We start from the raw sequence: 12,079 nt of genomic DNA on the forward strand, positions 1-12,079 counted from the left end.
TTTACCCATGTCTATATTCGCAAATCAACAACCGAGGAGGCATCGTCTGGCTGCCGTGTAAGCCCATTGCAAGCAGCAAATGGCCTCAACCGGAAGATAGAAGAAGTTTTAGGCAGCAAAAAGCGGACACGCATCGCGTGAACGCTTGTTGAATCATCCATGATTTGGTTGCTATTGAATGAATCCCGACTGTCTCAGCAGCCGCTGCAGCAATGCTGCCGTCTCGGCTTTCGTAATGGCCCCGGCCGGATGCAGCCTTCCGTCCGATCCTTGCATCAGCTTATTCTGCACGGCGGCGGCAGCGGCATCTTTGGCCCATGCAGCGATCGACCCTTGATCGGCAAATGACTCCAACGTGCGGCTGGCGTCCTCTACGTTGATATTCAGGCCAGCGAGCTTCATGGCCCGGTATACAATGACCATCGCTTCCTCGCGGGTGATGGAGCTCTCCGGATGGAACGTGCCGTCCCCATATCCGCTGATCAATCCGAAATTGTTCGCTTGTGTAATCGCCCCGGCGTACGGGCTATCGTTCAGGTCCGTAAAGCTGCCGGACTTTCCATTAGCGGCAATGCCCAGTGCCCGAACCAGAGCGGAAGCAAACTCTCCGCGCGATATGGGCTTGGCAGGATCAAAGTGCGATTCGCCAGCCCCCTGCATGATCCAGCGCGATGCCATGTCGCTCACGACGTCTTGTGCCCAGCTGCCCTTCACATCACCAAAAGATGCCGGATAGCTGGTCAAGGCTGCACGGCCGCCGCTTAAGCTGGTGAGAACGACGGCCTTTTTACCGTTTAGATCTGTCATTTGGAATGGAACGGGATGAAGCGCTCCGCCTTCTTGCATCATGACCGCCGTCGTGATCCGGCTCGCATCCACGCCTTCCGGAATGCGGAGCACCTGCTGCACATACGAAGCGAAGCTGCCAAGCTGTATCGCCTTGCCTTGATAGGCTGCCATCACCGTAAACTGTACCGGCGCGGCTATGAGCGTCATGCCCTGCGCCTTTGTTGCGGCCTCCATCGCATCCGCCATGGTCGCATCGCCCTTGGAGACCTCTAACCGGATCTTCAGATGAGGCCACTGCAGATTCTCAGTGCCGAGTCCGGCCGCAAGCTCGTCCAGCTGGATCGCACCCGCAGGCACTTTGAAGGCGCCATCTGACGTTTCGAGTTCCAGCACCGCGTTCTTCTCCTTCAGCGCCTGCAGCGCATCTCCCTGGAATTCAAGGGAAACCCGGTCCGCGTTCCGGCTTAACGGAATCGTAAGTGTCGGATGTTCCCCAGCCGACAAGAGCAGAGACTGAACGGCCGCAGAATCGAGGCTCGCCGTAACGATGGTCTGGCCGTTGTCCGTACGAGTGCTCGCGGTAACCACCTGATTATAGGTGCTGCCGCCTACCTTCAGCGGCACCGGTGCAGCAGCACTGCCACTTCCCGACGCAGACGCACCTGATGCGCTTGCTCCCCCGCCAATACCATTAGAACCTCCTGTTGAGCCACCGCCACCAGAATTGCCGTCAGAGCCGCCATGATCCGGATTACCGGTTGAAGCGGACGCACGGTTCACCGAGATGGTATACGTTTGCGTGGTTAACCCATCATGAGACGTAACGACAACGGTAATCGTATTATTTCCTTCCCGGAGCGCAATCGCCCTTCCTTCACCCGCAGTCAAGACTTCACCGTTGACCGTTAGCGTTGCGCCCGAATCCGCCGGGGCCGGAGTCACCGTCACCGAGCTCACCCCGTTTGCCACGGAGACGGCATACTTCGTCGTATTGGAACGGAAGGCCGGAGTCAGCGTGCCCGTGCTTAACTGCAGGCTGATCAATGCGCCATCGGATTGGGCTCCGTCCGGAATCCAGTTGGCATAAAGCGTGACGTTTCCGTTCCCCATTATGAAGGTATCGCCTTCGTTATAGTTCGTTCCTTTCCCGTCGGCCTGCGTATTCCAGCCTCCGAATGAATGCCCCTCGAACGACATTTCTCCCGGATTGCCAAGAACCGTTACCCGCGCCCCCTCTTCATACACCTCCGGGTCGGCAGGCACACGGCCCAAGCTGCCGTTACTGTCGTAGGTCACGCCGTACTGCTGAACCGGCTCGGCAGTGCCGCATTGGCCCGGGGTTCCGAAGCAAATCGCTTGTCCCGATGACAGGCTCGCCATATTTTGCGAATAGAGCAGGTAGTTGGATGCATTCCCGCCCTGAGCCTGAATGCCGATCGTCGCGGACTGGCCGTTGTCATACTGTCCTCCGCCAGCGCCATCCATATCGATTTGCGGGTACTGAAAACGGATGCTGCCGCTTTTTTCATCCAAAATGGCCTGGAAAGTAACGGGCGCATCGGTGCCCAGGTAATACATATGGTTCCACTGCACGATAAACTTCCGGTCCCCCGCCTCGCCGACTGTTTTCGTATAAATGCCCGAACTCGGGTCTTCAGGCTTGATTTCCATATTCCCCAGATAAGGATGAAGCGCCGGCGGAGAATCGTTATCCGGATATTCGTTCATATACAGCGTGTCATAATCCTGGTCGCCGAAATAGAGCGCGCCCATCGGACTGATGGTAATCCGGTTATAGACATCACCGTAGAAATTGAAGCCGAAGGGCAGATCGAGCTTAGCCATTTCCCTGTCGCCGCTTGGTGTCTGGGTAAGCTCTGCCGGCATCTCATCCGAAACATCCAGCGCTTCGGGAGAAACCTGGTCATCGAACGTATAAGGAATCAGCGTCCCGGCATCGACATCAAAGTAGGTATGAACCTGATGTCCCCCGTTCTCATCGACCACCCGCGTCTCTCTCGCTGCGCGGTTGCTGCTGTCCGGCTTGACCTTCAGGCTGCCGAAGGGCTGTCCATCCCATTCCGCAGAGATCATATAGGGACCGGAACCGGTCGTGTTCATCTCAAAATGCAGGGACTGGTCTGTGCTGTCGTAGGACATTCCCTGCTCTCCATCTCTTAACGTTGTTTCCGCTCCGGCATCGGGCGTCAGCGTAAGGCTTATGCGGGAAGCCAGGTCGGAATTCACCGGAATCGATCCTTTAACGGTTGAAACCATGCTCCAATGATAATCGACGTTGTCCATGATTTCGGCATGTTCTTTCTTGATCGTCGTCACCCTGAACGTTACCGGACGCGGATCATCCAGGTCAAAGCCCGGAACCCAAGTGGCGGGATCGATATTGATCACATAAGGCTCGCTTGGCGGATTGGGACTGTGATTGACATACATCCGGTCTCCCGATTCATTCATGGATTCCACCTGAAGCAAATAGTTATCGTCGGTATAAGCCGCATCCGTAACGATAAAGCTGTAAGGATTTCCTTGGATCGGCTCGACGGAAATTTCCGCCATCGCCAGCAGTGGAAACGCCTGCTGGGCACCCAGAAGCAGCGCAGCAGCCAAAGCCGCCTTTCTTAAACTTTTCATTCGTTGACCTCTCCCTTACTTCCATAACATAAAATACAGCAGCAGCTGTTCATCCCCTGTAACCAGTCCGGAGCCAGCCCGAATTTCAGGGCATTCCCATCATATCCAGGCAAATCAGCGCGGACAATTAACGAAAGTTAATTTTCGACAAATTTTTCGTGCGGTATCTGCATCTCCGGATATTTGGGGCGGCCGGATTCCTTCCTTCAGAAATGGGTATTAGCATTAAAAGCGATAAAAAAGCCGGAGTTAGCCGGGGAGTCGAGTGGTATACTGAGAACAGAATAGTAGAACCGGGGATTCAGCCGGCTTTTTGCCACATTCCGCCATCCTGTGCGGATCTATGGTGAAAAAAAGCGCATGCTGTGCTACAATACTGGAATTGCACCGGCAATTAGATCAGGGAGGTTTATATATACGCCATGCTCATTATTGGTATCGCCGGCGGGACAGGCTCCGGCAAAACGACTGTAGCACGTTCCGTCATTGACCGTCTCGGTACGGGAAAGGTTACGTTTATATCCCAGGACAACTATTATAAAGATCACAAACATCTCACGCTGGAAGAACGGGCTCACATTAACTATGATCATCCGTTCGCCTTCGATAATGAGCTGCTGATCGAGCATCTTGCCCAGCTGCGGGCAGGAGAAGCGGCATACGCACCGGTGTATGACTTTACAGTCCATGCCCGTTCCACGGCGGAAACGCTGGAACTGCGGCCGAACAATATCATTATCATCGAAGGACTCCATGTCCTGTCCGATGAGAAGCTTCGCGCCATGCTGGACATCAAGGTGTTCGTCGACACCGATCCTGACGTCCGCATTCTGCGCCGCGTCGTTCGCGACATCGAGGAACGGGGCCGCTCCATCCAATCGGTTAACCAGCAATATTTGACGACGGTCAAGCCGATGCACGAGGCTTTTATCGAGCCCTCCAAAAAATACGCCGACCTGATCATCCCCGAAGGCGGGCAGAACGAGGTCGGCATTCAGCTCCTGTCGATCCTGACGGAAAAGTTTCTGTCCGGCGACCGGGATTGGTCCGATTACTAAGCCTGTCCGCATACATGCACCCAGGTACAGGTACGCATAAAACAGCGGCCCCATGCGCATATCCTGCGCCGGGGCCGCTTTTTATTTGAAGAACAACCAATAAGGATATACCTTGGTGACCAAGGCCTGACATATGTTCCGGTTTACGCCTGCTTCTGTTCCGCCTGCATGGGGCTAAACTGCTCCCGGTACTGGCCGGGCGTCATGCCTTCCATTTTTTTGAACATGCGGTTGAAGTAGGGCGGCTGGTAGCTGACGGCCTTGGCAATCTCGCTGATTTTCATGTCCGTGGTCACGAGCAGCTTCTTGCAGTGGCCTATTTTGACCGAGGTTAGGTAATCGATGTAATTGGAGCCCGTCATCTGCCTGAAAGCCTTGCTGAGCTGCGACACGCTTACGTCCGCCTCCATGGCGAAGGTTTCGAGCGACAGGTCGCTCATGTAATTATCGTTAATCTTGCGGATGATTTGATCCACCACCTGCTTCATGGACGGATGGTAGCTCTTATGGAGCACCTCGATATACGGCTTGATGATGCTGGAGCGGAACCAGCAGATGCAGGCCTGCGAATCTCTCAGCGCTTCCAGCTCCTCCTGTAATTTTACACCGTCGTATAGCGCATATGGATTGTGGTTGGATTGAAGCATGGAACGGTATAGGCTGTTTTTCAGGCGCATGAGCCCCTGGTGCACGACCCACTCCGGCGCCCCATCATTTTGCAGTGCCTCAACGAACCGGATCAGAATATCCTCCGCCTCCGTTTCCAGGCCGAGATTCAGCGTATGGGTAAATTCCTGCTCCAGTTCAAACGGAAACTCCACCTCCAGCTTCGCTTTCTCCAGCACGATGGCTGCTTCCAGAAGCTGGCTCTCCGAGGTGAAGCTGCGGTAGTTCAGAGCTCTCCTCGCCTGCTCCAGCAGATACGGCACATCCGTCCAGACCTGCGTCGGACCGTTCACAACGACCGTTGACGGCATGCTAAGCACATCCTGAAGGGTATCGATCATGTCTCTGCTCAGCTGCATCACCGGCGGCTTGAGTTCCTCCACAGAGGACATCTCCGGCACGAATCCGATCACAGCAAAGGATCCGTCCATAAAATCGATCGTATGCGTGTATGAAGCGAGGCGCCCGGACATTTCATGCAGCAGGTTGACCGCCGCATAGCTGAGCAGCTGATTATCCTTAACCGTCAATTGCACCCGATCCTCGCTGAGAGAGTGAAGCTGGCAGACGATCACGAAGAATTGGTGACGCTGGATATCCAGCTGCAGTCCCTGCAGCTTCTCGGCAAGCTCCGATTCCGTCAAATGGGCGGCCTGCCCGGATAAAAACTGGTTGATCAGCGCTTCCCGGACCTTCGGAATGGACTGGTTCAGGCTGCTCTGCAGCGTTTCGTTCACGGAACGGTATTGGCGCCACTTGTCCTCGATGTATTTCAGTTCGTTGTTCTCCGTCTTGGCCTCGCTCTTGCCCTCCTGGAACAAATCCACCATCCGGCGGATCGGCCGGTACATGCGCTTTGATGCAAACCAGCTGAGGGCCAAGGCCAGCAGCAGGGAAACGCCCCAATACGTCATCACGACATGCCGGTAAGGCCCCGTCGGGGCGGTAATGGCAGAGGAAGGGGTGCTCGAGACAAAGGTCCAGATGCCGCCCATTTTCTCGAAGGACAGCGCGCTCACCAGCAACTTGTCATTCTTGACCGGCAGCTGAAAATGCGTCTGGGTGTCATAGGAACGCTTCGTGGTGCTCAGCACCTCCTGAATCTCCGGAATGACCTCGGGATGCTGTTTGCTTGCGTCGGATTGCCCGACCAGGGTATCTTCTCCGTCAAGCACAAAGGCCACCTGCTCGGAGTTCGCGTTCAGGCGCACTTTGGCCGGATTGACGTACAGAACAAGCGCTCCATAGGGCTGCTGGCTGTTGAAGGGCAGCTTCATCACGATCGCGTGCGACGAGCCCCCTTGGCCGAAGGGGCGGGCCAGATGATTCGTCCAAAAGATGCCTTTGTCAGCCTGCATAATATTTCTCCAGGCGGCCGAATCGGCCGGCTGTGTTAACGGGCGCAGACCCAGCAGCGGCTGCATGACCTTGTTCTGCTTCTCTACATACAGATAGGCCTGATCGATCAGCGGGTCCCCGTTCTCGATAAAATACAGCGTATCGCTGAGCTCCTGCGTCTTTTCGAACTGATCCACAAAGTTGGTATCGGCAAGGGAAGGCTTCAGGATGGGGTTCGAGATCATATGCAGCGCATACTGAACCAGCTGGGAGAACTGCTCGTCGATTTGCCGCGCGGTGTCTTTCACCAGCTCCTCGTTGTTCTGCTGATGCTGTCTGATGAGATATTGATTGCCGACATGCCAGCTGATGAAGCTCACGATGGAAATCGGAACGCAGGTAAGCAGGATGGCAAGCGCAATGGTTTTCCAGTACATGATTCCTTTAGAAGCCAGTTTTCTCGTCCACTCTTTACCCAAACCCCTCACTCCTGACCGTTTGCCTTTTGGATGAATGAACTTGATGTTCCGCGTTAACGTTTGAATCCATCATAGCGAAAGAAAGTTGACATGAGAAGGCTTTCATGAAGAAAAATCGCTGTAAAAACGGTAATTCCCCTCCAAAAAAGCCCCTGTCAAAAAAGTGCAATCCTTTGAAATGAAATCCGGGGAAATCAGGTAACAGCACGTCACCAAGCCTTTTGGCGATGCTGAAATAAAGTCGAATTGCCGAAAATGTTGTAAGCCTTTACATTTTGTTTATGCTTTCAATTTCCACCCATAGAAAGAGAGGTAGCCCGATGCACACAGCGAGGCGAAATGCCAAACAAAGACCACCCCAACGATCGTTATGGCCGGATTTGAAACGAGATAAGTATTTGTACCTGCTGGCGCTGCCAGGCATTTTATTCTTCATTATTTTCAAATATATCCCGATCACGAATCTGGTTATCGGATTCCAGGATTACTCCCCGTATCTCGGGATCGCCGGAAGCGAATGGGTCGGATTCGAGCACTTCACCCGTTTCTTCTCCAATCCCGATTTCTGGATGCTGCTGCGCAACACGCTGGGCATCAGCGTCATGAACCTGATCTTCTTCTTCCCGGCGCCGATCATCCTTGCGCTGATGATGAATGAGGTCCGCAACCAGATCATGAAGCGCACCGTGCAGTCCCTGATCTACATCCCCCATTTCCTGTCATGGGTGCTGATTTACGGACTGACGTTCCTCATGTTCTCGCAATCCGAGGGCTTGTTCAACAAGCTATTGACCTCGGCGGGAAAAGAAACGATCGATATCCTGTCCAATCCGAATTATTTCTGGGGCATGCTGACGGCGCAGTCGATCTGGAAGGAAGTCGGCTGGGGCACGATCATCTTCCTGGCCGCCATCGCCGGCGTCGATCCGCAGCAGTACGAAGCGGCCGTCATCGACGGGGCCGGGCGCTTCCGCCGCATGTGGCACATCACGCTGCCCGCGATGCGGAACGTCATTATGATCCTGTTCATCCTCCGCCTCGGAACGATCATGGATACGGGCTTCGAACAGGTATATCTGATGATGAACGCTGCCGTCACCCAGGTCGCCGAGGTGTTCGATACCTACGTGTACCGCGTCGGCATCCGTCAGGGCGAATTCAGCTACAGCACCGCGATCGGCCTGTTCAAATCCATCGTAGGCGTCATTCTGGTCGTCGGCGCGAATAAGGCTGCCAAGCGTTTCGGCGAGGAGAGCTTATATTGATTTCAGCAGCAGAAAGGAGCGTCATTTAGATGATCATGGAACTCAATACGTCCTGGAAGGACCGGCTGTTCAACGTTACGAACCTCGGCCTTCTCATCCTGTTCAGCCTGGCGATGGTTTTTCCGATCTACTATACCATCGTGCTGTCCTTTACCGATCCAACCGAATACTACACCCGGGACTTGATCCTGTGGCCGAAGCAGTGGTCGCTGGATGCATACCAATATCTGCTCGGCAACGGATTGTTCGTGAACTCCCTGCTCGTCAGCATTTTTCTGGCCACGGTCGGCACGGCGCTCAGCCTGCTGGTGACCGGGGGATTGGCTTACGCCATATCCTGCCGCCGGCTTCGTTTCCGCAAGACGATGATGTTCATGATTCTTCTGACTTTCCTGTTCACGCCGGGCCTCGTGCCTTTGTATATGGTCGTGAGAAACCTGGGCCTGATCGACAGCATCTGGTCTCTGATCCTGCCCTCGCTCACTAGCGGTTGGTACGTGCTGCTCATGAAGGGCTTCTTCGACAGCATTCCGGACAGCCTCGACGAAGCCGCGCGCATTGACGGGTGTACCGAAATCAGCGTGTTCTGGCGGATCATCATTCCGCTTTCGCTCCCGGCGATCGTCGCTTTCGGCCTCTTTTTTGCCGTGGGCTACTGGAATACGTATTTCAATGGCATTATGTTCATCAACGAGCAGTCCAAATGGCCGCTGCAGGTGCTCTTGCAAAATATGCTCGTCGATCCGACCACCATGGGCGGCGGAGGCAACAGCCAGAGCGTATCCCTGCAGATGAACCGGCAGCTGCCGACGGAAACGCTCAAAATGGCTGCCGTCGTCATCGCGACCATCCCTATCATGTTGGTGTATCCATTCCTGCAGAAGCATTTCGCGACAGGCGCCATGGTCGGTTCTGTAAAGGAATGATCGATATACAGGTGTTGCCCAATCAAAGGAGGTTATAGACCATGAATTCACCAGGAAAACAGATCAAAAAACCCTTGCTGATGAAATCCATGCTGCTCGTGCTCGGTTCCAGCGTCCTGCTGACGGCATGCGGCGGTTCGAAAAGCGCATCGACGGATACGGCCGGCCCGACGTCAATCCAGATGCAGACGCTGAATTATGCCACCGAGTTCATCGACAACACCAACGTCATCTGGAAGGAATTCGAGAAACGCACCAACACCAAGCTGGATATCACCTGGCTGTCGCCATCGACGTCCGAGGAGAAGATCAACGTCATGCTCGCATCCGGCGATCTGCCCGAGGTGACCTTCGTGGAATCGCTCGTCAATCCGCAGCTGCAAAAGATGATTCAGCAGGGCGTATTCTGGGATTTGACGCCGTATATCAAAGATTATCCGAACCTCAGCGCGCCGAATCTGGAAGAAATGTGGACCGATTCCAAGGTGGACGGCAAGAACGTGGTCATTCCGCGGTACTACCCAAGCTACGGCGGAGGCGCGTTTCCGATTCTCCGCAAGGACTGGATGGATAAGCTCGGACTGCAGCCGCCGACCAACATGGATCAATTTTTTGACGTGCTGAAAGCATTTAAAGAGAAGGATCCGAACGGAAACGGACAGGCGGACGAAATCCCGTATGCGGCCAACCCGGATACGCTGGGCTTCGCTTACGGCGTGTTTAACGGCACGCAGGGTCAATGGAAGCTGAAGGACGACAAGCTCGTTCCGGTCATTACGGAGGATGCCTCCCGCGATGCCGTGCTGTGGATCAAAAAGGCCTTTGACGCCGGGCTGTTCCCGAAAGACTTCGCGATCATGAAATATTCTCAAACCGTGGACCTGATCCGCAGCGGCAATGCGGGCGGTACTTCCCAATCGATGAACCATGCCTGGGTGACCGGCTCGAAGATCCGCGAGGTCGTGCCCACGGCCGACTATATGCCGATCACGTATTTGGAAAATGCCGGCGGCGAGAAATACACTCCATCCGGTTCGCCATATTACGGCGTCTACCTGATTCCGAAAAAGGTACCTGAGGCAAAGGTGAAGAAGATTCTTGAGTTCTTCGACTATGCCTACGGCAAGGAAGGCAACGAGATGGCGACCTACGGCATCGAGGGCGTGCATTACAACGTCGAGAACGGCCGTAAAATCCCGACGCCGCAGAGCGCCAAGGACCATCTCGGCGACGGCAACATGAACAACCTGATCCACCTGATCAGCGACGATATGTCGATCGGCGCGGTAGGCATGCCGGATGACGTATATAAACGCAACGTCGAGATCGTGAACGAGCGCAAAAAGATCAAGACACCGAATCCGAGCAATGAGCTGTATTCGGAAGCCTATAACAAGTACTATCCGGAGATCCAGAAAAAAGTGAGCGACATGCGCACCAAGGTCATCATCGGCAAAGCAACCATCGAGGAATACGACAAATTGATCGAACAGCTGCGCGGTGACGCAACGCTCAAGCAGGTGGCGGATGAAATGACCGAAGCTTATCACAAAAAAATGAGCAGTCAGTAATACCTCTGCTTCACTTCGGCTGCACTAAAGGGAGATTTCAATGAAACCAATCACAGCAATCGTCATTGGAGCAGGAGACCGGGGCATGCGGGCCTATGCCCCTTATGCGCTGTCCCATCCGGAGGAGCTTCGGATCGTTGGCGTGGCGGACCCGAACCGCATTCGCCGCGAGGCTTTTGCCAGGGAGCACCACTTGGATAGCTCGCAGCTCTTCGATACGGCCGGGGACATTCTGGCCCGCGATAAGCTCGCCGATGTGGCGATCATCTGCACGATGGATTCCATGCATCTGGAGCCCACGCTTGCGGCTTTGAAGCTGGGGTATCACGTCCTGCTGGAAAAGCCTATGTCGCCGGTTCCCGCCGAGTGCGTCCTGATGGAGCAGGAAGCCAAGAGGCAGGATCGCCTGCTCACCATCTGCCATGTGCTGCGGTACACGCCGTTTTGGCAGACGATTAAGAGGGAGATCGAGCAGGGAGCCATCGGCGATATCGTTTCGGTTCAGCTCAATGAGAATGTGGGCAATATGCATATGGCTCACAGCTTCGTCCGCGGGAATTGGCGCAACAGCGAGTTGTCCAGCCCGATGATTCTGCAGAAATCCTGTCATGACATGGACATTCTCTCCTACATCTTGGATGAGCCGTGCGAGCGCATCAGCTCGTTCGGATCCCTCATGCATTTCCATGAGGGCCATAAACCCGAAGGCGCCCCCGCTTTCTGCATCGAGGGCTGCCCGGCGGAACGGGACTGCCAATATCACGCCGTGAATTATTACATGAACGAAGGGCGCGGCTGGGCGCGAAAGATTACGGATCATCACACCGACGAGGGCATCCTGGAGGCACTCCGGAACGGCCCGTACGGGCGCTGCGTCTACCAAACCGACAACAACGTCGTCGACCATCAAGTCGTGAACATGGAGTTCAGAAGCGGCGCGACGGCTACATTCAGCATGTGCGGCTTCACGCAGGACAACACCCGGATCGTGCAGATCATGGGGACCAAAGGCGATATCCGCGGCAATATGGAGGATGAAGCGATTACGGTCCACTCATTCGTAAGCAAGGAAAAGCGGCTCGTACCGATCGAAGCATCCGACTCGGGACACGGCGGCGGAGATACCGGCATCGTCCGGTCCTTCATCGAGGAGGTGCGGCATTACGGCGACGGGAGCGGCGAAAGTCTCTCCTCCGCCAGCGTATCGGTCCGCAGCCACCTGATGGCCTTCGCCGCGGAGGAATCCAGGCTGCAGCATGGCCAAGTGATCGAATTGTCCGACTACAAAAACCGGCTGATGCTCACGGAGATTGCGGCAGCCGAAGAAGCGAGGTGACC

7 protein-coding genes are annotated in these 12,079 nt (G+C 54.9%); 5 read left to right on the forward strand and 2 right to left on the reverse strand.

Annotated elements, in window-relative coordinates:
* Positions 1-171: 171 nt before the first annotated feature.
* Positions 172-3,438 carry an S-layer homology domain-containing protein gene (locus tag ACTHPM_RS20645; RefSeq protein WP_440396896.1) on the reverse strand — a complete coding sequence of 1,089 codons (3,267 nt, stop codon included), beginning with the start codon at positions 3,436-3,438 and terminating at the stop codon, positions 172-174.
* A gap of 422 nt (positions 3,439-3,860) precedes the next feature.
* On the opposite strand from ACTHPM_RS20645, the gene udk reads away from it, so the two are divergent.
* A complete protein-coding gene (udk, locus tag ACTHPM_RS20650) occupies positions 3,861-4,496 on the forward strand; it encodes a uridine kinase (RefSeq protein WP_440396895.1) in 636 nt (211 codons plus the stop codon).
* 143 nt (positions 4,497-4,639) lie between these two features.
* Here the strand turns inward: udk and ACTHPM_RS20655 are convergent, their stop codons facing one another.
* Complete coding sequence (locus ACTHPM_RS20655) at positions 4,640-6,979, reverse strand: AraC family transcriptional regulator (protein WP_440396894.1); 2,340 nt, start codon at positions 6,977-6,979, stop codon at positions 4,640-4,642.
* Between the two features lie 320 nt (positions 6,980-7,299).
* Between ACTHPM_RS20655 and ACTHPM_RS20660 the strand changes: the two genes are divergently transcribed.
* The 4 genes from ACTHPM_RS20660 to ACTHPM_RS20675 are packed head-to-tail and all read left to right on the forward strand — an operon-like array spanning position 7,300 to position 12,077.
* The gene (locus ACTHPM_RS20660) at positions 7,300-8,244 is read left to right on the forward strand and encodes an ABC transporter permease (protein WP_440396893.1); all 945 of its coding nucleotides are present in this window, start codon (positions 7,300-7,302) and stop codon (positions 8,242-8,244) included.
* A gap of 29 nt (positions 8,245-8,273) precedes the next feature.
* A complete protein-coding gene (locus tag ACTHPM_RS20665; protein ID WP_440396892.1) occupies positions 8,274-9,170 on the forward strand; it encodes a carbohydrate ABC transporter permease in 897 nt (298 codons plus the stop codon).
* A gap of 41 nt (positions 9,171-9,211) precedes the next feature.
* Complete coding sequence (locus ACTHPM_RS20670; RefSeq protein WP_440396891.1) at positions 9,212-10,741, forward strand: extracellular solute-binding protein; 1,530 nt, start codon at positions 9,212-9,214, stop codon at positions 10,739-10,741.
* 40 nt (positions 10,742-10,781) lie between these two features.
* Complete coding sequence (locus ACTHPM_RS20675; protein ID WP_440396890.1) at positions 10,782-12,077, forward strand: Gfo/Idh/MocA family oxidoreductase; 1,296 nt, start codon at positions 10,782-10,784, stop codon at positions 12,075-12,077.
* The last annotated feature ends 2 nt before the right edge of the window (positions 12,078-12,079 follow it).

Origin of the sequence: Paenibacillus sp. SAFN-054, from assembly GCF_051966755.1 — a bacterium.
Lineage (GTDB): Bacteria > Bacillota > Bacilli > Paenibacillales > Paenibacillaceae > Paenibacillus_AQ.

Excerpts from the sequence above, each read along its gene's own strand:
- ACTHPM_RS20645 (WP_440396896.1), bottom strand. The coding sequence starts at position 3,438 with ATGAAAAGTTTAAGAAAGGCGGCTTTGGCTGCTGCGCTGCTTCTGGGT.
- udk (WP_440396895.1), top strand. The coding sequence starts at position 3,861 with ATGCTCATTATTGGTATCGCCGGCGGGACAGGCTCCGGCAAAACGACT.
- ACTHPM_RS20660 (WP_440396893.1), top strand. The coding sequence starts at position 7,300 with ATGCACACAGCGAGGCGAAATGCCAAACAAAGACCACCCCAACGATCG.
- ACTHPM_RS20665 (WP_440396892.1), top strand. The coding sequence starts at position 8,274 with ATGATCATGGAACTCAATACGTCCTGGAAGGACCGGCTGTTCAACGTT.
- ACTHPM_RS20670 (WP_440396891.1), top strand. The coding sequence starts at position 9,212 with ATGAATTCACCAGGAAAACAGATCAAAAAACCCTTGCTGATGAAATCC.
- ACTHPM_RS20675 (WP_440396890.1), top strand. The coding sequence starts at position 10,782 with ATGAAACCAATCACAGCAATCGTCATTGGAGCAGGAGACCGGGGCATG.